The 18822-nt window shown below is 63.9% G+C and carries 20 protein-coding genes; 12 read left to right on the top strand and 8 right to left on the bottom strand.

Annotated features, from left to right (window positions below; all coding sequences use genetic code 11):
* Window positions 1–93 precede the first annotated feature (93 nt).
* The 4 genes from ACIQCM_RS01555 to ACIQCM_RS01540 all read right to left on the bottom strand — a co-directional run bounded on the left by ACIQCM_RS01555 (window position 94) and on the right by ACIQCM_RS01540 (window position 4462).
* Complete coding sequence (locus tag ACIQCM_RS01555) at window positions 94–1764, bottom strand: cytochrome bc complex cytochrome b subunit (RefSeq protein WP_400603728.1); 1671 nt, start codon at window positions 1762–1764, stop codon at window positions 94–96.
* A complete protein-coding gene (locus tag ACIQCM_RS01550; protein ID WP_400603730.1) occupies window positions 1742–2812 on the bottom strand; it encodes a Rieske 2Fe-2S domain-containing protein in 1071 nt (356 codons plus the stop codon). Before ACIQCM_RS01550 ends, ACIQCM_RS01555 begins: the two co-directional genes overlap by 23 nt.
* 100 nt (window positions 2813–2912) lie before the next feature.
* The gene (locus tag ACIQCM_RS01545) at window positions 2913–3701 is read right to left on the bottom strand and encodes a c-type cytochrome (RefSeq protein ID WP_400603732.1); all 789 of its coding nucleotides are present in this window, start codon (window positions 3699–3701) and stop codon (window positions 2913–2915) included.
* 86 nt (window positions 3702–3787) lie between these two features.
* Window positions 3788–4462 (bottom strand): heme-copper oxidase subunit III, encoded by a 675-nt coding sequence (locus ACIQCM_RS01540; protein ID WP_400603733.1) that lies wholly within the window; start codon window positions 4460–4462, stop codon window positions 3788–3790.
* 112 nt (window positions 4463–4574) lie between these two features.
* On the opposite strand from ACIQCM_RS01540, the gene trpD reads away from it, so the two are divergent.
* Window positions 4575–5630, top strand: a complete 1056-nt coding sequence (gene trpD, locus ACIQCM_RS01535) for an anthranilate phosphoribosyltransferase (RefSeq protein WP_400603735.1) — start codon at window positions 4575–4577, stop codon at window positions 5628–5630.
* A gap of 10 nt (window positions 5631–5640) precedes the next feature.
* Here trpD and ACIQCM_RS01530 read toward each other — a convergent pair whose 3' ends face one another.
* Together ACIQCM_RS01530 and ACIQCM_RS01525 are read right to left on the bottom strand one after the other, a co-directional pair.
* On the bottom strand, window positions 5641–5922 hold the full coding sequence (locus ACIQCM_RS01530) for an Lrp/AsnC family transcriptional regulator (protein WP_377215891.1): 282 nt from the start codon (window positions 5920–5922) through the stop codon (window positions 5641–5643).
* Between the two features lie 71 nt (window positions 5923–5993).
* The gene (locus ACIQCM_RS01525; RefSeq protein ID WP_400603737.1) at window positions 5994–6404 is read right to left on the bottom strand and encodes a DUF3054 domain-containing protein; all 411 of its coding nucleotides are present in this window, start codon (window positions 6402–6404) and stop codon (window positions 5994–5996) included.
* A gap of 86 nt (window positions 6405–6490) precedes the next feature.
* Between ACIQCM_RS01525 and ACIQCM_RS01520 the strand changes: the two genes are divergently transcribed.
* The 3 genes from ACIQCM_RS01520 to ACIQCM_RS01510 all read left to right on the top strand — a co-directional run bounded on the left by ACIQCM_RS01520 (window position 6491) and on the right by ACIQCM_RS01510 (window position 10570).
* On the top strand, window positions 6491–6964 hold the full coding sequence (locus tag ACIQCM_RS01520; RefSeq protein ID WP_400603739.1) for a VOC family protein: 474 nt from the start codon (window positions 6491–6493) through the stop codon (window positions 6962–6964).
* Between the two features lie 700 nt (window positions 6965–7664).
* On the top strand, window positions 7665–10061 hold the full coding sequence (locus ACIQCM_RS01515; RefSeq protein WP_400603741.1) for a hypothetical protein: 2397 nt from the start codon (window positions 7665–7667) through the stop codon (window positions 10059–10061).
* 170 nt (window positions 10062–10231) lie between these two features.
* Window positions 10232–10570: a hypothetical protein gene (locus ACIQCM_RS01510; RefSeq protein ID WP_400603743.1), complete on the top strand. Its 339-nt coding sequence runs from the start codon at window positions 10232–10234 to the stop codon at window positions 10568–10570.
* Between the two features lie 169 nt (window positions 10571–10739).
* Here ACIQCM_RS01510 and ACIQCM_RS01505 read toward each other — a convergent pair whose 3' ends face one another.
* Complete coding sequence (locus ACIQCM_RS01505; RefSeq protein ID WP_400603744.1) at window positions 10740–10931, bottom strand: hypothetical protein; 192 nt, start codon at window positions 10929–10931, stop codon at window positions 10740–10742.
* A 391-nt stretch (window positions 10932–11322) separates the two neighbouring features.
* On the bottom strand, window positions 11323–11574 hold the full coding sequence (locus tag ACIQCM_RS01500) for a helix-turn-helix domain-containing protein (protein WP_400603747.1): 252 nt from the start codon (window positions 11572–11574) through the stop codon (window positions 11323–11325).
* A gap of 243 nt (window positions 11575–11817) precedes the next feature.
* Between ACIQCM_RS01500 and ACIQCM_RS01495 the strand changes: the two genes are divergently transcribed.
* The 8 genes from ACIQCM_RS01495 (at window position 11818) to ACIQCM_RS01460 (ending at window position 18733) form a co-directional block, all read left to right on the top strand.
* A complete protein-coding gene (locus ACIQCM_RS01495) occupies window positions 11818–13044 on the top strand; it encodes a type III polyketide synthase (RefSeq protein WP_400603749.1) in 1227 nt (408 codons plus the stop codon).
* 14 nt (window positions 13045–13058) lie between these two features.
* Window positions 13059–13736, top strand: a complete 678-nt coding sequence (locus tag ACIQCM_RS01490) for a class I SAM-dependent methyltransferase (protein WP_400603751.1) — start codon at window positions 13059–13061, stop codon at window positions 13734–13736.
* Window positions 13729–14883 (top strand): FAD-dependent oxidoreductase, encoded by a 1155-nt coding sequence (locus ACIQCM_RS01485; protein ID WP_400603753.1) that lies wholly within the window; start codon window positions 13729–13731, stop codon window positions 14881–14883. Before ACIQCM_RS01490 ends, ACIQCM_RS01485 begins: the two co-directional genes overlap by 8 nt.
* A gap of 55 nt (window positions 14884–14938) precedes the next feature.
* The gene (locus tag ACIQCM_RS01480) at window positions 14939–15637 is read left to right on the top strand and encodes a peptide deformylase (protein WP_400603755.1); all 699 of its coding nucleotides are present in this window, start codon (window positions 14939–14941) and stop codon (window positions 15635–15637) included.
* Entirely contained in the window at window positions 15630–16490 is an 861-nt protein-coding gene (locus ACIQCM_RS01475; RefSeq protein ID WP_400603757.1) for a putative RNA methyltransferase, read from the top strand. The genes ACIQCM_RS01480 and ACIQCM_RS01475 overlap by 8 nt, the downstream gene beginning before the upstream one ends.
* 159 nt (window positions 16491–16649) lie before the next feature.
* The gene (locus ACIQCM_RS01470; RefSeq protein WP_400603759.1) at window positions 16650–17117 is read left to right on the top strand and encodes an NfeD family protein; all 468 of its coding nucleotides are present in this window, start codon (window positions 16650–16652) and stop codon (window positions 17115–17117) included.
* 56 nt (window positions 17118–17173) lie between these two features.
* A complete protein-coding gene (locus tag ACIQCM_RS01465; RefSeq protein WP_400603761.1) occupies window positions 17174–18136 on the top strand; it encodes an SPFH domain-containing protein in 963 nt (320 codons plus the stop codon).
* 249 nt (window positions 18137–18385) lie between these two features.
* Complete coding sequence (locus ACIQCM_RS01460; RefSeq protein ID WP_013600997.1) at window positions 18386–18733, top strand: RNA polymerase-binding protein RbpA; 348 nt, start codon at window positions 18386–18388, stop codon at window positions 18731–18733.
* Window positions 18734–18822 lie beyond the last annotated feature (89 nt).

Raw genomic sequence — 18822 nt, 5'->3', positions numbered from 1 at the left:
CCGCGTGCCCTGCCTTGGTCGCCATGGACGTCAGGCAGATACAAGAAGGCCCGGTCCGCATGGACCGGGCCTTCTTCGTATAACGAGCGGAGCCTAGTGGCTCAGGCTCCTGGACTCGTCGGCTGCTTCAACGGCCGCGTGTCCGTGGCCGTGGGCGGCCTCGAGCTCCGCAGGGGTCGCCGGGGCAACGCGGTCTTCGAAGAACCACTGTGAGAGGAACGCGCGGCGCTTCTCCTTGCGCGTGACCACGCCGTGCTCGTTCGGCTGGGCCGGAATCACCGTGGGTGACTCGAAGCCCACGAGCTTGTAGCGCTTGTACTCATCCAGCGGTGCGTGAACTTCAATGAACTCGCCATGCGGCAGGCGCACGATACGGCCGGTCTCCCGGCCATGGAGCGCGATTTCACGGTCTTTGCGCTGGAGGGCAAGTGCCACGCGCTTGGTGACGATGAAGGCGATGACCGGACCGATGAAGAACAGCGCCCTCAGCCAGTAGGTCACGTCGTTCAGGGAAACGTGGAAATGCGTGGCGATGAGGTCGGAACCTGCAGCAGCCCACATCACGCAATACCAGACAAAGCCTGCCATGCCGATCGCGGTACGGGTGGGAGCGTTGCGTGGACGGTCCAGGACGTGGTGCTCGCGGGTGTCCTTGGTGATCCAGCTTTCGATCCACGGGTACATGAACATGACCGTGAAGAGGATGCCCGCCGGCACCAAAGCCGGGAGCAGCACGTTCAGGGTGAGTGTGTAACCGAAGATCACGTACTCGAAGTGGAAGTCCCCGATAACGCCCGGCATGAGCCGCAGCGCGCCGTCAACGAAACCGATGTACCAGTCCGGCTGGGTGCCGGCCGAAACAGGGGAGGGGTCGTACGGGCCGTAGTTCCAAATCGGGTTGATGGTAAAGAACGCTGCCATCAGCGCCAGGACACCGAACACAATGAAGAAGAAGCCGCCGGCCTTTGCTGCGTAGACAGGACCCAGCGGGTAGCCCACCACGTTGTTGTCGTTACGTCCGGGGCCGGGGTACTGGGTGTGCTTGTGGACCACAACCATGAAGAGGTGCAGCACGATCATCAGCAGGATCAGGGCCGGCACCAGCAGGATGTGCAGGACATACAGCCGGCCAATGACTGCTGTGCCAGGGAACTCGCCGCCGAAGAGGAAGAACGAGATGTAGGTACCGATGACCGGAATGGACTTGATGACGCCGTCGATGATGCGGAGGCCGTTGCCGGACAGCAGGTCATCGGGGAGCGAGTAGCCGGTGAAGCCTGCAGCCATAGCCAGGATGAGCAGGACGCCGCCCACCACCCAGTTCATCTCGCGGGGCTTCCGGAAGGCGCCCGTAAAGAACACGCGCAGCATGTGGACTGCAATGGAGGCAACGAAGAGCAGTGCAGCCCAGTGGTGCACCTGGCGCATAAAGAGGCCGCCGCGGATGTCAAACGAGATGTCCAGTGACGAGCTGTAAGCCACCGACATCTCGACGCCCTTCAACGGCACATAGGAGCCGTCGTAGTGCGTTTCAGCCATGGAGGGATCAAAGAAAAACGTCAGGAACGTGCCCGAGAGCAGCAGCACCACAAAGGAGTACAGTGCCACTTCACCGAACATGAAGGACCAGTGGTCCGGGAAAACCTTGCGGCCGAATTCACGGAGGATACCGGAACCGCCAACGCGTGCGTCAACAAAGTCGGTGATCCGGCCTGTCTTGGTTTTGGCGACGAAAGCGGGCTCAGCTGTTGATGCTGCGCTCATGCATATCACGCTCCCAGTAACTCGGTCCTACAGGTTCTTTGAAGTCGCTGGTAGCGACCAGGTAGCCCTCGTCGTCGACTGCGATGGGCAGCTGGGGCAGCGGGCGGCTGGCCGGTCCGAAGATCACCTTGCACTCTTGAGTGAGGTCGAAGGTGGACTGGTGGCACGGGCACAGCAGGTGGTGGGTCTGCTGCTCGTAAAGGGCAACAGGGCATCCCACGTGGGTGCAGATCTTGGAGTACGCAACAATACCGTTGTAGCCCCAGTCTTCACGGCCCTCGGAAGGGTTGAGCGACGCGGGATCCAGACGCATGAGCAGGACGACGGCCTTGGCCTTCTCGTTCAGCTTGCCTTCGTGGAGCTCGTTGAGGCCCTCCGGAATGACGTGGAAGGCAGAACCGATCGTGACGTCGGAGGCCTTGATGGGAGTACCGTCGGGGTCGCGGGTCAGCCGTTTGAGCTTGCCCTCCTGCGGTGCCCACATGGTGTGCGCCAGCTTGTTATCCGGACGCGGTCCCAGATCGCCGAAGATGGCGACGGCGGGCAGGGGTGCCAGTGCGACAGCACCCAGGAGGGTGTTCCGGATCAGCGGGCGGCGCTTGATGCCGGTTTCCTCAACGATGTCGTCAACGATGCGGACGGCCGCCTGGCGGTCCTCTTCGTAGCGGATCGCGTGGCGCTCTTCCGAGACTTCATGGTCGGGCATCAAGGCCTTGGCCCAGTGCACGATGCCGGTTCCGATACCCAGCATGGCAAAGGCAGTGCCCAGGCCAAGCAGTGCGTTCTGGAGCCGGATGGTGGCAATGCCGGAATCCTCGCTCAGGTCGATGGCGAAGTACGCCACCAGGAAGATCAGGGTTCCAACAACAGAGATGCCAAATAGTAAGGCGACCTGCCGTTCTGCCCGCTTTGCGGCCTTCGGGTCCGTGTCAGCCAGGCGCAAACGGTGCGGGGGAATTCCAGGGTCCTGGAACTTCTCCACCTCATTCTGACCAGCCGTAGCTACGGTGCCCGAGTGGTTCGGACTGCCGTCACTATGGTTGCCCATAATTCGCCTCATCCTTCTCTCGTCCCGGCGGGTGCCGGGTTAGTTTCTAATTTCAAGCTGCTGTTGACCAGCAGAAGTCGATGCCCATGCGGGCGGGTGCCTAGGACGTGCGTGACGTGAGCCAGATGGTGAAGGCGATGATGACGCCCAGGCCGGCGACCCAAACGAACAGACCTTCAGCGACCGGACCCAGGGAGCCCAGGTCGGCGCCACCGGGCGAACCGGTGGTCTCAATCTGCTTCAGGAAGGTGATGATGTCGCGCTTGCCTTCAGGGGAGATGTTTGAGTCGCTGAAGACGGGCATGTTCTGCGGGCCGGTGACCATGGCCTCGTAGATGTGCTTGCCGGACACGTCTGCCAGGGCGGGCGCGAACTTGCCCCTGGTCAGCGCGCCGCCGGCGGCTGCAGCGTTGTGGCACATGGCGCAGTTAACCCGGAACAGCTCGCCGCCTTCTGCTGCGTCGCCGCCTTCGTCGAGCAGTTCTTCACCGGGGATTGCCGGACCGGCGCCCAGGGAAGCAACGTACGCTGCAAGCTGCTGGGTCTGTTCGTCGTTGAACTGGACGGGCTTCTTCAACGCCTGCGGACCGTTCATCTGCATCGGCATGCGGCCCGTTCCCACCTGGAAGTCCACGGATGCTGCGCCGACGCCCACGAGGGACGGACCATCCTGGGTGCCGCTTGCACCCATGCCGTGGCAGGTGGCGCAGTTTGCGGCGAACAGCTTGCCGCCCTCTTCAACGTCCTCGGAGCTGTAGCTCGTGCTGGAGGCCTTCGCCTCGTTAACGGAGGTGGCCGCAGCGTAGATTCCACCCGTGAGGAGGAGGCCCATCAGAAGCAGCGCTAGTGCTGCAAGTGGGTGACGCCGCTTTTGTGAGAGTGCCTTCACGTGGTGGTTCCTTTATTCGTTCGTGCGCCGGCTCCGGGAGCCGCTACCTGAAATTCTGCCTCTTGTAGAAAAAGAATCAAAGCTGGCTACTGCAGTACGTAGATGACCAGGAAGAGGCCGATCCACACCACGTCAACGAAGTGCCAGTAGTAAGACGTGACAATCGCTGAAGTTGCCTCGAAGTGGCCAAACTTCTTGGCCGCGAAGGAGCGGCCCATGATCAGCAGGAAGGCCACGAGGCCGCCGATGACGTGCAGGCCGTGGAAGCCGGTGGTCATGTAGAAGGCCGAGCCGTACGCATTGGAGGAGAGCGAAACGTGCTCAGAGACGAGCATCGCGTATTCGGTGGCCTGGCCGGCGACGAAGAACGCGCCCATCAGGAACGTGAGGGTGAACCATTCGTTCATTCCCCAGCGACCGAACTGGAAGACACCACCGGCGCGGCGGGGCTGGAGGCGCTCAGCGGCGAAGACGCCCATCTGGCAGGTGAAGGAACTTGCCACGAGGACGATGGTGTTGGCGAGCGCAAACGGGAAGTTCAGTTTGGCGGTCTCTTCCGCCCACATCTCACCACTGGTGGAGCGGAGCGTGAAGTACATGGCAAAGAGGCCGGCAAAGAACATCAACTCGCTGGAGAGCCACACTACGGTTCCAACGGAAACCATATTGGGGCGGTTCAGCGTGGGGTGCGCCGGGGTACTGGGGGCATGGGTCGCAGATGTCACATAGACATTATGTCTGTAAAAGTCCGTGCTGCCCAACGCAAACCGCCTTTTGGAAAGACTTTTTCTACAAAGACGCGAAATCGCGGTGAAAAGTTCCCCGGGGCCGTTCACATTGGTCACCCGCTGGTGTGATCGATAGCATCAGGACGTGACTTCTCAGGCATCCGCGGCGCCGGCCAACTCCTGGCCCCGCCTCATCTCGGCGTTGATTAAGGGTACGGACCTCACTGCGGACGACACCTCCTGGGCGATGGACAGGATCATGTCCGGAGAAGCAACACCTGCCCAGATTGCGGGTTTCCTTGTGGCCCTCAGCGCCAAGGGGGAGACGGTAGAGGAACTGTCCGGCCTGGTGGAGACGATGCTGCTGCACGCCAAGCCCATCTCCATTGCAGGTGAGAAACTGGACATCGTCGGCACCGGCGGCGACCAGCTCAACACGGTGAATATTTCCAGCATGGCCGCCCTGGTGGCCGCCGGGGCAGGCGCAAGGGTCGTCAAGCACGGAAACCGGGCGTCGTCGTCGTCCTCGGGCTCCGCCGACGTGCTCGAAGCGCTCGGTGTTCGCCTGGACCTTCCCATCGAAGGTGTGGCGAGGAACGCCGAAGAGGCGGGCATCACTTTCTGCTTCGCCCAGGTCTTCCATCCGTCCTTCCGGCACACCGCTGTGCCGCGCCGGGAACTTGCCATCCCCACAGCGTTCAACTTCCTGGGCCCACTGACGAACCCGGCACGGGTGCAGGCGTCGGCCGTCGGCGTCGCCAACGCCCGGATGGCGCCGCTGGTGGCAGGGGTGCTGGCCCGGCGGGGGAGCAGGGGCCTGGTGTTCCGCGGCGATGACGGACTGGACGAGCTGACCACCACCGGACCCTCCACCGTGTGGGAGATCCGGGACGGTGCAGTGACGGAAGTGGGCTTTTCGCCCGAAGACCTGGGCATCAGGCTGGCGACGGTTGAACAGCTTCGTGGCGGAGACGCGCAGGCCAACGCCCAGGTGGTCCGGGACGTCCTGGCAGGAAAAGCCGGCCCGGCCCGTGATGCGGTGCTCGTTAACGCGGCGGCCGGGCTGGTGGCGTTCGACACAAGTGCTGATGGGACGTTCCTCGAACGGATGCGGAACGCCTATGTCCGGGCCGAAGAGTCGATTGATTCCGGCGCTGCGGCAGCCATCCTTGAAAAATGGGTAACGCTGACCCGGCCCTGATCCGTACTGCCTACTGCTCGAATCCGAGGGCGAAGGCGGCGTCGAGGTCGTGCTGTGAGTAGGCCCGGAAGGCAATGTGCGTGGTGGTGTGAACTACCGCGGGCACCTTGGAAAGCTTGTCCGCAATGACGTCGGCAAGGTCTTCGTGCCTGGCCACCCGCGCCACGGCGATCAGGTCCCATTCGCCAGTGACCGAGTAAACTTCGCTGATGCCTTCGATGGCTGAGATCTCTTCAGCCGTTTCCGGGATGCGGGCGGCGTCGGTCTTGATCAGAACGAATGCGGTGATCACAGTGAATCCTTTCGGATCAGTTGCGCCGTAGCAGGGCCCGGCAGGCTTTTCGGTGCTGCCAGCCTATTACATCAGCGCGCTGTTCCCTTCGCTGTGGAACGCGCAGCCACTGCAGCCAGCATCCTATAGCCGAGCAGCAACACGCCAAGGCTCAGGAACGCGACGATCACGAAGGGGAGCACCACGGCTTGTCCTGTCAGAAGCCGCAGGAGCATTCCGACCGCGAGGCTGCAAAGCCAAATCACGACGCCGGCCCTGCGCACCGACAGCGGTGAGCGCCACGCCCTGGACGCAAGCCAGCCCACGGCAGCACCCGCCAGGAACGGCCAGGCAGTCAGCAGGACGCCCGTCACGACGTCTCCGCGTTCGTGGGCTCCGCGGCCCACGGCGGCGAACAGCATAATCAGGAGGGCGTCAGCAAATGCCGCGGCGGTCACGGACGAGGCGGCCGGAGGGACGCGGCGGTGATGCAAAAAAGGCATGCTTTGAGCCTAGCGTCCGGAGGCTGCGCCTTCGGCCGTTGTGCGCGTCACATGGTGGGGCTAGGCTCGGGGCGAAAGGGGGCACCATGCCGCGGAACATTGGAACCTGCCTGTGGTTCACAGACCAGGCGGAGCAGGCAGCAGAGTTTTACACATCTGTCTTTGACGAAAGCCGGATTCTGAATGTGTCGCGGTTTGGCGACGGCGGACCGGGAGGTTCGGCTCACGCTGCCGCCGTGGAGTTCGAGATTGAGGGGCGACGGTTCATGGCGCTCAACGGCTCCCGGGGAGCCCCGTTTACGGAGGCTGTCTCGCTGGTGGTCGACTGCGAGGACCAGGAAACGATCGACAGGTACTGGAATGCGCTGACCGAAGGCGGCTCCGGGGGGCGCTGCGGATGGCTTACGGACCGGTTCGGTCTGACCTGGCAAATCATACCCACCGGACTGCCCGCGCTGATCGGCGGCCCGGATGCCGCCGGGTCGCGCCGGGCCATGGACGCAATGCTGGGAATGGGCAAGCTGGACATCGAAGCACTCCAGAGGGCCTACGGGGGCTGAGTGGTTTGTGGGCAGGGGAGCGGCATACTTTGCGAACGGCCGGCGATGAATAAGGCGTTGTGGATCTGTTCACTGGTCGGTGCGGCCGTGGGTATCACGCTCGGACTGGCTGTCTTTGACAATCCGGTGCTGGGTTTCGCGCTGGGGCTCGGCCTGGGGGCACTTGTCGGTGCGTCCATCAGGCGGAGTGCGTAGTTGCACGACTGCTGGAGTGGCCCAGGCCTGTTGTGGAAACTCATAGAGAGAACGTCATTGGGGGATGCAAAGGTTGAAGACTACTGGCACCTCTGCGTATCAACTATGGGTGTATTCGCTCAGGGAGGACATGGAACGCAGGACAAGCGTGGTGGCCGAGTCGGCGGCAGCAGGGGCTCGAGGGCGCGCTTGTCTCCAGTCGATGGCCAACAAGACCGGCATGGACGTAGTCCTGTCCCTTAGGACAGGGATCAGATTGCAGGCTCCATCGCGTGCGGCAAGGCCGTCATACTGTCGCCGGTCAGGAAGTTCCTGTGGCCCGGGCACGCCAATCTCATTCGCCTCAGCGCGTCACCGAGCGCAAGCGTGCTCCGGACAGGAAAGTGGATGCCGAATGGAGAGACCTCCAGCTCGGCGCGCCTCCGATTGTCGTCGGCGCGTTTTATGCTCGTAACCCCGAGATCAGGAGTGTGGCATGTCTACCTTTCACCCGCTGGGAAGGGTAATGGGTGATTTCGATCCAGAGTCGTTTGATGACTCGCTGAATGAACTCCTACCCTTCCGCAACTGCAGGACCCCTTCGGATGCACGCGCGATCCTGCGCGAGAACATCGAGAAGGATGTCGCAGCAATCCTCGATCTGGTCGCAGACGCCGACGCCTTTGATGTCATCGAGTTGATGCGGATGCGGGAGTTCTCCATCGTCCCCGACCCCCGGCTCGCACCGCCTGGCGGCGCATCACTGCCGGTGGAGATCGTCGCAGCCATCCTACTGGCGAGGCCATCTCGCAAGCCAGATCCCATCCCACGGGGGGACACTCGGCCGCACGAGGTGATCTCGGGCTTGCACGAGCGCTGCGTCAGGCTGGCCAGAATAGCTAGCTATCGTCAGCTGGTAGAGGGCCAACTCCGCCGTGAACCGCTCGGTCGGCTGGCTAGCGAGTACCAGGGCGCTGTACTGAACATTCGGAACTTGCAATACGACCACATCCGCGACGGACACGACGGCAGGTTGTTCGAGACGGCAGTCTCGAGCGAACTCATGCGGACGCACCTCGGCTACGGGTACTCCGACGTAGTGGCAGTGCGATCGGCGATGAATGAAATCTCTGCTGAACGGATGACCCGCCTCCGCGACGAGACCGGTGATCTCTTGATGGCGCACCAGCACCTCGACCCCAAGGACGTTCCTCGCGAGGTCATAGAGCAGTTCATGTCCGGGATGATCCCGTTCATGTTCCTCCCCGCCGACCGGTCCATCATCACGTCGTCCGACGTCGCAATCGCGTCGGGATTGGACGTCGCAACAGCGAGGAGGGTCCTCACTTCGTTCGCGCAGCAGTTCGACGACTCGAGAAGCCCGGGCGAGCGAGTCTTCGATCTACTGATGGGCAATAATCCGTTCCTAGTGCGACCGTTGATGTCCGACGGAGACGACAATTTTGCGCTGACATCCAATGAGATCGGCCTGGACGTGCTCCGGCGGATTTTCGAGCGCGCGCTTCCTCCCAATTCCCCCGATGTGCGCAGGTATGACCAAAAGGCCAGGCAACCGGTCAGTGAGGAACTCGCCAAGAGCTACCTGGAGACTGTTCTCGGGGCTAGGACCTTTCGCGAGAGTTACCACTACCTTGCTCCCAAGGCGGGTGTCTCCGCAGACGAGCTCGGGCCCGACAGTACGACCCATCGTCAATCCGCCGACGATGTTGAAGGCGACGCACTCTTCGTAATTGATGATGTCGCGGTCGTCGTAGAAGTGAAGGGGAAGTCGATCGCCGACCAGGCTCGACGCGGCGATGTGCGACGCCTGACGAACGACCTCAAGGCGACCCTAGGGGACGGCGCGCGCCAAGCCACCCGCCTTCGCGAGCTCATCGAAACCAATCACGGCATCTGGGAGAGCCCCACCACCTGGCTGGACCTATCAAGCATTCGTGAGGTACGGACTCTTGTCGTGGTGCTCGACGACATCGGTCCGCTCGGCACTAACCTCGCCGATCTCCAGCACGCGGGGATCCTACCCAAAGACCGGCCGCCGCTGATTCTATCGCTGCACGATCTCGCTGTCATAGCGGAGATCGGCGAACGTCCGTCAGAGTTTTTGCTCTACCTGAGGCGGCGCACCGACAGCCCCGTGACCACCTACTACCGCGCTCTCGACGAGCTCGATCTCTACATGCTGTTCCTCGCTGCCGATCTCTATGTCGAAGCGGACCCAGATGAGGTCAAGGCCACACATCCGACGTTGCCACCGGTCACGAAGGCGGCACGCCGTCGTTACCAACGTTCAGCCGTGGGCACTATGGTCAGCGACGATTGTGTTGAGCTGACAGCCTGGATGAACCGCGACAAGCTCCCGCAGGATGAGCACCCCGCCAAGCCAACCATGAACGCGCCGGCCGAGATGCTCGAATTGATCGACCAACTTACCGCGGCAGGCAAACCCGGCTGGTTCCGCTGCGGAGCGGACCTTCTCGCGCTATCCGGCGAAGGGCAGATGCGCCTCTTGTCAATGATCAAGACTTGCGCCCGAGCTACTCGCAAGGACGGCATGTACCACGACGCCATGACCGCAAATGCGGGCATGTGGGGTTTCTCGACGGTGTTTATGGCTACATGCCCCTCTGGCACCCCGATCATCGAGGTCAAGGAACGGCTGCAGCTCTACGCGAAGGTCAAGCATTACCAGTTGCAAGCAGATCGCGCCTACGGCTGGATTTTCGACGAGAACGGCTCCCTGGAGGACACCTTCTATTTCAACTCGGTCCCACAGAGTGATTCCGTGCTCGACGGGCTTATCGCGGAAATGAAGCTCCAGCCAGTAGGTCGGAGAATCCCGCCTATTCCGCCTTCGGCGCGTCGGGCAATAAAGCGGATGAAGAATAAGGGCAAGCGACGCTGACAACCTGAACGAAGGGCCACACGTAGAGCGGCAACGATGTTCGCAAAGATGAAATTCGCAGAGCAACCTCTGGCACCCCTGGGTATCAAGTTTGGAGCGTAATCTGATCTCTTCGGCCGATGAGCCTTTACCAAGGAGTGGCATGACCGACAACTGCAGTCGGAGGAAAAGTGTGGGTTGACGAGCAAGGCGTGTGCCACACAGTTGCGTTGCCGGAACCGACGGAACTGATGTCGGATGTCTTCCGTCGGAGTCTCGATCAGTTGGTAGCCCGGGGTCGGGAAGACGTGGCTGGGGCCATGTTCGACGACCAGATACGCCTCTATGAGGAACGGACAAAGTTGTTAGTGCCGGACTCCAATGAAGCTGAGTTCGTTGGTCTTGCACCTCCCGTAGACCTTCTGGCTGCACCATTTGAAACACTCGCAGAACTGCGACATCTCCTATATGAAGTTGATGATCGATGGCGACTGGATGCATTAGCTGCGATCGAGGATTACCTCTCGTAGGCGCCGGAGGCAGTGTTAGGGCGCATCCAAAAGGCGAGATCAATGCGCCGGGTGGCTTCCTTGCTAGTCATAGATGGGAGGAGCCGAATCGTGGCCGCTGCCGAGGGAATCCACGGCGTGGCCTGGGGTGAGAGTCCTGGTTTCCGGATGAAGCCGGACCCCCTCTAGGTCAAGTCCGCCGGTCGACATATCTGGACCACGGTTCACCTGCGGCGTCGGCGTGGAGGAAGGCGACCTGGTAGCTGTAGCCGAGTGCGTCCGCGACCAGTGGTGCCGGTGTGACGGCCAGGTGGTCGTCCAGGGAGCGTTTCCAAGTGATGATGCTTTCCGGTCGATCGGCTTGGCAAAGGACTTCGACCATGCGGTTTGCAATTGTCGGATCCGCCGGATTGGTGAGCAGTAGGGCGGTGAGGTCGTCCCGGAGTGCGCAGCGGGCGCATATGCCGCGGCGGTAGAACTCACCCTCTTGGTTGCAGCGGGCGCAGTGGAAGTTATGGAGGATACCGGCGCAGGGTGCGCACCGTGGTCCTCCATCCTGTGCGGCTGGGCCGGGGAGTAGCCTGTGCTGCCCGCAGTCGGGGCAGGTGCCGTGGGTTCGGGTTGCAATGGTGAAGCAGGGACCGCATATCTTGCCTTCTGGCCAGCTCGCCCTGGTCCTGCCGGCGTTGCGGCCGCAGCGCGCGCACTGGACGCAGCCGGTCGTGCGGGGCCGCCCGCGGACGGTGTTGCGCGGCGTGAGTCCTTCCGGGAGTTCAGTGGTCATCGTCGATGATGCGGGCCCGGCGCGGGCGGACGGTGCGGTTCAGGTCCACGACATTGGGGGAGTTGCCGGTACCGGTCTTGCGTGCCCGGACGTCAGCGGCGGTGATGGTGATGAGGTCTTCGGGGCCGCAGGCAAAGATGTTGCAGATAGCTGCGATAACCTGCAGAGCGACCCGCTCCGGCTTCTGGTTGACGATGCGGTAGACCTGCGGCCGGGACAGGATGATGCCGCGCTCGGCCACGTTTGGAGTCGGGTAAAACCCCTGAATGGCGCGGCGGAAGCCGCCCTGAACGCGTGGTTCGGAATTCCGCGGGAGAGGGGTGACGATGATTCATCTGATGAGATACGAAGAGTACAACGTGACATAATGTAGATTATCGGCGCCCGGGGCCCTGACGGGAAGCAGTGCTGCACAGCCCTTTTCGGCAGCAAACAGGCAGGTCAGGCCATTGTCTAATTCTGCAGGCTCACTAAGAATGTGTTGATGACGGTCTACGTGCAAGCACTCGAAACTGCAGTTCCACGGACGAAGCTCATCCAGTCCGAGGCCCGGGACGTGTTTGCCGCACAGCCCGGCCTCACCAGGCTCGGCTCGAGGCTGGTCAGTACGTGCTTCGATTCCGCTGCCATTGATACGCGGTATACGGCCGTCGATGAGCTGACCCGGGAGCACCGCGCCGAAGATCCGCAGTTCTTTGACGCCGCCACCGGCCTCCTTCTGAACCCGAGCACGAAGATCCGCAACGAGATTTTCGGCCGCGAGGCCACAAAGCTCTTCGTCGAGGCAGCGCGGGCAGCGGTGGATGCGTGCCCGGATTTGGACTTACTTGACATAACTCATCTGGTCACCGTCTCCTGCACCGGCTTCTTCAACCCCGGTCCGGACTACAAAATTGTCAGGGAACTTGGCCTCAATCCGGCCGTGCAGCGCTATCACCTGGGGTTCATGGGTTGCTATGCGGCCTTTCCCGCCCTCCGCGCGGCGAAACATTTCTGCGAGGCAGACCCCGACGCTGTGGTCCTGGTGGTCTGCGCGGAACTCTGCTCCCTGCACGTCCGCACCTCCAACGACCCGGACACTATCATGGGGTCCGCCCTCTTTGCCGACGGTGCCGCAGCGGCAGTGATCACCGCCCGTCCCGGGGCGCGGGGGTCAGCCCTGCTCCAGCTGGACCACTTCGAAACAGTCCTGACCCCCGTCGGCGAGGATTCCATGGCCTGGAACATCGGCGACCACGGATTCGAGATGATCCTGGGAAACTATGTGCCGCACATCATCGATGACCACATCATCGGCGCCCTCCAGCCCCTGCTGGCACGGGATCCGGAGCTCGAGCCACTCCCCTACGCCTCCATCCCCCACTGGGCCATCCACCCGGGCGGCCGGAGCATCCTGGACAAGGTCCAGTCCCGTCTGGGGCTCACGGATACGCAGCTCGTCCCGGCGCGCGAAACCCTCCGCGACTACGGCAACATGAGCAGTGCGACGGTCCTCTTTGTTCTAAAGCACATCCTCGCGCAGCCGCCCGTAACGGACACCGGACAGGGGCGGTACACCGGACAGGAGCGGGACGCCGGCGAAAGGATCTGCTCCATGGCATTCGGACCTGGATTGACCGTGGAGACTGGTCTCTTCACCAAGCTGCGGCAGCAACCGGGCGCCACCACAAGTGTGGCGGATCATGACCGGGCGGAAGCGCCGGTGGGCTGAGCGTGCCCCTCCTGATGCGCCACAGGGCGGCAGCGGCGGAAGAGCTCATGGACCAGCCGGACTGCGACCCCGTGCGGCTGGAAAACACCTACCGCCAGTTCGGCGTCGTGAACCGGCTGCTGTCCGGGTGGCGCAGGCTCTACACCCGCGAAATACGTCCGCTCGCCGCCGCCTCCGGTAGGGGCACGCTGCTCGATGTCGGCTCCGGCGCTGGAGATCTCGCCGTGACCCTGCGTCTCTGGGGCTGGCGGGACGGCCTGGACCTGCGAATTACCGGCATCGATCCCGACCCCCGGGCCACTTCCTTTGCGCTCCGCCGGCCTCCGGTGCCGGGGGTGGAATTCCGCCAGGCACACAGCTCCGACCTGGTGGCGGAAGGGAGGCGTTACGACGTTGTCATCTCCAACCACGTCCTCCACCATCTGAGCGCGGGCGGGCTCAGCCAGTTGCTGCACGACTCGGAAACCCTCGCCACCCGTGTCTGCCTCCACAACGACCTGCGCCGCAGCCCGGCGGCCTACGCGCTGTTCAGCGTTGCCGCACTCCCCTTTCGGCAGTCGTTCATCCGGGCGGACGGACTGACATCCATCCGCCGCAGCTATACGCCGGCGGAACTGTCCGCCGCCGCGCCTCCAGGCTGGGCCGTCGCCCGCACCGCCGCGTTCCACCACGCCCTTGTGCGGCATGGCTGAATCGGGGCCGGACGTCGCCATTGCCGGCGCCGGTCCCGTGGGCCTGTACCTCGCCGCCCTGCTGCTGCAGCAAGGCCTGAGCGTCCGGGTGTACGAACAACGGCATACGCGCGAGCGCCACTCGCGGGCCATCGGCGTCCATCCGCCGGCACTGCGCGCCCTGGACCGGGCCGGGGCCGCTTCGGCGATGGTCCGGGACGGGGCGGCGATCCGTTCCGGAGCGGCCATGAGCCGGGGGCGGGAGGTGGGCATCATGGACTTCGGCCGGGTCGCGGAGGATTTCCCCTTCATCCTGGCGCTTCCGCAGTTCAGGACAGAGGAGATCCTGGAGGAGCGGGTCCTTGCCCTCGATCCCGAGGCCATCGTGCGTGGAACGGAAGTTACACACTTAACGGACGACGGCGGCGCGGTCACCTTCTCGGTCCGCCGTGCCGCAGGCGGGACGCCCCGGGCCGCACTCACCGCGGGCGTCCTGGTCGCCGCGGACGGAGCCCGGTCCGGGCTGCGGGAGTACTTCGGCCCGCACGTGGCCAGGAGAAGCTACCCGGACCACTACCTGATGGGTGATTTTTCGGCCGGGGACCTGGACCCGGAACGGGCCCTGCTTTTTCTGGAGCCTGAGGGGATCGTGGAATCCTTTCCCCTGCCCGGCGGTCTGCGGCGCTGGGTGGTGCGGCTGTCAGCCCCTGCCGGGGACGCCGATGCCTCGGACTTGGCCCGGCTCGTGAGCCAGAGAACCGGAATCAGTCCGGCTCCTGCCACGAACACCATGCTGAGCGCTTTTAGTGTCCGCTCCGCCATTGCCCGCGAAACGGTGCGTGGCCGGACCATCCTGCTGGGCGACGCGGCGCATGAGATCAGCCCCATCGGCGGCCAAGGCATGAACCTCGGCTGGCTGGACGCCGCCAGCGTTGCACCCCTGGTCCGGCGCATCCTGACCGGGCCCTGGCCGGAACGGCAAATCCGGGCCTACCGGCATGCCCGGCGGCGGGCAGCCACCGTGGCCAGGCGCCAGGCGGAAATCAACATGATGCTGGGCCGACCCCTGCCCGCTCCCCTGCTCACCGTCCGCAATGCGGCCGTCGGCACGGCTGCAGCAGTTCCCGCCGTCAACAGATGGGTGGCCCGCCGTTTCACCATGCAGTAGGGCATCAGCGGGACGAAGTACCAGCCTGACGCGGTCCGGCCGATAGGCTGGGGCCATGAAGCACACCCCTCCGGTGACGCCGCTGGGCGCCGCTGAAATCAGCGGGCTCGTGGACAGCATCCTCGAGGCCGGAACCCTGCCTTCTATCGTGCAGGCGGGCCATCCGGCCCTGCGCCAGCGGTCCGCGGTCTTCGACGGGCAGTTGTCACGGGACCGGTTGGACCGGCTCATCGCACTTATGCGGCAGGTGATGCACGAAGCCCCCGGTGTCGGGCTGGCGGCACCCCAGCTGGGCATTCCCCTGCAGCTTGCGGTGCTCGAGGACCAGTTCGACGTCGATCCGGAGGCAGCTGCCCTGCGGCGCCGAAGCCCCCTGGAGTTCCTGGCCATCCTGAACCCGCGCTACAGCCCCGCCGGATCGGCCACTGCGTCCTTCTATGAAGGTTGCCTCTCGCTCAATGGCCTCCAGGCGGTGGTGGCGCGCCCCGAGTCGGTTCTGCTGGAGTTCCAGACGCCCGACGGCGTGGCGCAGCGGCGGGAGTTTTCCGGCTGGCAGGCCCGCATCGTGCAGCACGAGACGGATCATCTGAACGGAGTTCTCTACGTTGACCGGGCGCAGCTCCGTTCCCTGAGCACCAATGCCGAGTATGCCGCGCACTGGGCCGAGGCCGGAATCAGCAAGGCACAGGAGGGACTCGGCTTTGAAGCCGCACCGGCCGGAATCAGCAGTTCCCGGGAAGACTTCCGTGCCTGACCTGGGCCTGCCTCTGCTGTGCCCGGTGTGCTCCGGGCCCCTCAGCCCCGATCGGGACGGGACCGCTCCGCGCAGTCTCTCCTGCGCGTCCGGCCACAGCTTCGATGCCGCTCGCCAAGGCTACTTCAACTTCCTGGTGGGCAAGGGCACACCCTTTGAACCCGACTCCGCCGCGATGGTGGAGGCGCGCGTGAACTTCCTGTCCCGCGGGCACTATGATCCGTTGGCAGAAGCCGTGGCGGCCGCCGTCGTTCCTTCCCTTGGTGAACACCCGGCAGTCCTGGACTCCGGGACGGGAACCGGCCACTACCTGAGGGCCGTCCTGGATGCTGCTGCGGCAACGGGCCGGCCGGTCGCCGCGCTGGGCCTGGACATCTCGAAGTTTGGGCTTCGCCGCGCCGCGCGCCTGAACCCCGAAGCCCTGAATCTGGTGTGGGATGTGTGGCGGCCGCTGCCCTTGGCGGACAGTTCAGTGGACGCCGTTACGGTCATTTTCGCACCGCGCAATCCCGCCGAATTCGCCCGCGTCCTACGGCCGGGCGGCCGGCTCGTGGTGGTTACCCCGCGTCGCGGGCACCTCGCCGCCATCGCGGCGCTGACCGGCATGCTCGGGATCGAGGAAAGCAAGGAGGACCGCCTGGGCCAGGCAATGGCGGAATACTTTGACACCCAGGGTTCGACCGCTGTGGATATTCCGCTGCAGCTCTCCCGCCAGGACGCCGCCCACCTGGCACTCATGGGTCCGGCAGGGCACCACCTGGACAGGAACAGCGTTGAAGCGCGCCTCGCCGCCGTGGCGGAACCCCTGGCAGCCGACGCACGGTTCCAGGTGTCGGTTTTCACGCTCCGCTGACACGCCTCGTGAGCACGGAACGGCAGCCTTGCGGTAACGACTTGGCCACGGTGAAGCTCCCGGCCGTATGATCCTGCCCACATTGCGGCGGCCGCGCCTACGATGGGAAGAAAGGCACGGGCGGCACACACGGCAGACGCGCTGCAAAGGGGGCACGAATTGTTCGAGTGGTTGGGCGAAAACTGGTGGGCATTGTGGCTCACCGCTTTCCTGACCTTTGCCGTGGTCGAGATGATCACCCTGGACCTCTTCTTCATCATGCTCGGCGGCGGCGCTCTGGCAGCACTCATCGCCGACTTCGCGGGGGCGGACCTCTGGCTCCAGATCGTGGCCTTTTGCGTGGTGTCGCTGTTGATGATCGGTTTCGTCCGCCCTGTTGCCCTGGCGCACCTTAAAAGCGGGCCGGCGGCCCAGCGGAGCAACATCGACCGGCTGATCGGTGAGCAAGCCGTGGTGATGGAACCCATAACGTCCGACGGCGGCCTGGTCAAGATCGGAGGCGACATCTGGACTGCGCGTTCCACCTCGGGCGTCCTGCCGGCCGGGCAGCGCGTGGTCGTTTCCGCCATCGAGGGAGCCACCGCCGTGGTATCCGCCGTGGAACCGCCGCCGCCTCCGGGTACCTGACCGCCCCGGCATAGCCGGTACCGCCACAGCCACAATGGATTGGGAAGAAGGAATGCATGGGTAACGCCGGAGGTGCCGCGCTGACCATAGTGCTCGCGGTCCTGATCGTCTTTGTGATTATCGTCCTGGTCCGTTCGGTACGGATCATTCCGCAGGCCAGGGCAGGGGTGGTGGAAAGGCTGGGCAAATACCAGCGCACGCTGAACCCGGGGCTGACCATCCTCATCCCGTTCGTGGACCGGTTGCTTCCCCTCCTGGACCTGCGGGAGCAGGTTGTCTCCTTCCCGCCCCAGCCGGTGATCACCGAGGACAACCTCGTGGTGTCCATCGACACCGTGGTCTACTTCCAGGTCACCGATGCACGTTCGGCCACCTATGAGATCGCGAACTACATCCAGGCCGTGGAGCAGCTCACCACAACCACGCTTCGAAACGTGGTGGGTGGCCTGAACCTCGAGCAGGCGCTTACCTCACGCGACCAGATCAACGGTCAGCTGCGGGGTGTCCTCGACGAGGCCACAGGCCGCTGGGGCATCCGGGTCTCCCGTGTGGAGCTGAAGGCCATCGATCCGCCGCACTCCATCCAGGACTCGATGGAAAAGCAGATGCGCGCCGAGCGCGACCGCCGGGCAGCCATCCTCACCGCCGAAGGCACCAAACAGTCGGCCATCCTCACGGCGGAAGGGCAGCGCCAGGCCTCAATCCTCGCCGCCGAAGGCGACGCCAAGGCGGCCATCCTTCGGGCGGACGGTGAAGCGCAGGCCATCCAGAAGGTCTTCGATGCCATTCACCGCGGCAATCCCGACCAGAAGCTCCTGGCGTACCAGTACCTGCAGACCCTGCCCAAACTGGCCGAGGGTTCGGCCAACAAGCTGTGGATCATTCCCAGCGAAGTGGGCGAGGCATTGAAGGGAATCGGGAACGCGCTGGGCGGGACCAGCTCCGGCGCATCAGGTGGACTGTTCGATGAGGTGGGCGCCAAGCCGGCGGATCCCGTGGTGGACCGGGCCGAACCTTAAGCGCGCCGCGGGCAAGGGCCGGCGGAACCGGAAGGTATCCGAATTGCCGGCCCCCTGTTTTTGCCGCACAGCCATATACGCCCGTATAATGGGGTATTTGTCCGGCCGGTGCAAATCCGCTGGAACAAGAGAGCTTGGCGATGCGTTGAATCCTATGATGCAGCAAAGCGCAAACGATAGTCCGGTGGCGCCCCGGCGCCGCCGGCTGCCGCGGAGTCCTGCTCCGCGAACCGACCAGAGGGAGAAATCATGAGCGATCGCAGCCTGCGGGGCATGCGCCTTGGTGCGCAGAGCATGGAGACCGAGTCCGGAGTTGAGCCGGCTCCGCGCCAGCGCGTTGAATACCGTTGCGAGGACGGCGAGCAGGTGTTTGTCACCTTCTCCTCCGAGGCAGAGATTCCCCCGGTATGGGTTTCCAAGACCGGCAAGGAAGCCCTTCTGGTTGACGGCGAACGCCCTGACACAAGCAACGACAAAGCTGTCCGGACGCACTGGGACATGCTGCTGGAACGCCGCTCCCTGCCTGAGCTTGAGCAGATCCTCGAGGACCGGCTGACCATCCTGCGGGAACGCCGCGGCGAACGGCGCAGCGCCTAGGAACCAGGCTCCGTCACCGGAACATATGCCTAACGCAAAAAGGGGCGGCCGCTGCAGATGCAGCCGCCGCCCCTTGCGCGTGGCAGGAA

This window comes from Pseudarthrobacter sp. NPDC092439, assembly GCF_044754945.1.
GTDB lineage: Bacteria > Actinomycetota > Actinomycetes > Actinomycetales > Micrococcaceae > Arthrobacter.
Note: the sequence above shows the minus strand (reverse complement) of the source record. Positions and strands in the feature narration are given on the sequence as shown.

Excerpts from the sequence above, each read along its gene's own strand:
- ACIQCM_RS01555 (WP_400603728.1), bottom strand. The coding sequence starts at position 1,764 with ATGAGCGCAGCATCAACAGCTGAGCCCGCTTTCGTCGCCAAAACCAAG.
- ACIQCM_RS01550 (WP_400603730.1), bottom strand. The coding sequence starts at position 2,812 with ATGGGCAACCATAGTGACGGCAGTCCGAACCACTCGGGCACCGTAGCT.
- ACIQCM_RS01525 (WP_400603737.1), bottom strand. The coding sequence starts at position 6,404 with ATGCCTTTTTTGCATCACCGCCGCGTCCCTCCGGCCGCCTCGTCCGTG.
- ACIQCM_RS01520 (WP_400603739.1), top strand. The coding sequence starts at position 6,491 with ATGCCGCGGAACATTGGAACCTGCCTGTGGTTCACAGACCAGGCGGAG.
- ACIQCM_RS01515 (WP_400603741.1), top strand. The coding sequence starts at position 7,665 with ATGGGTGATTTCGATCCAGAGTCGTTTGATGACTCGCTGAATGAACTC.
- ACIQCM_RS01505 (WP_400603744.1), bottom strand. The coding sequence starts at position 10,931 with ATGGTCGAAGTCCTTTGCCAAGCCGATCGACCGGAAAGCATCATCACT.
- ACIQCM_RS01495 (WP_400603749.1), top strand. The coding sequence starts at position 11,818 with ATGACGGTCTACGTGCAAGCACTCGAAACTGCAGTTCCACGGACGAAG.
- ACIQCM_RS01490 (WP_400603751.1), top strand. The coding sequence starts at position 13,059 with ATGCGCCACAGGGCGGCAGCGGCGGAAGAGCTCATGGACCAGCCGGAC.
- ACIQCM_RS01485 (WP_400603753.1), top strand. The coding sequence starts at position 13,729 with ATGGCTGAATCGGGGCCGGACGTCGCCATTGCCGGCGCCGGTCCCGTG.
- ACIQCM_RS01480 (WP_400603755.1), top strand. The coding sequence starts at position 14,939 with ATGAAGCACACCCCTCCGGTGACGCCGCTGGGCGCCGCTGAAATCAGC.
- ACIQCM_RS01465 (WP_400603761.1), top strand. The coding sequence starts at position 17,174 with ATGGGTAACGCCGGAGGTGCCGCGCTGACCATAGTGCTCGCGGTCCTG.
- ACIQCM_RS01460 (WP_013600997.1), top strand. The coding sequence starts at position 18,386 with ATGAGCGATCGCAGCCTGCGGGGCATGCGCCTTGGTGCGCAGAGCATG.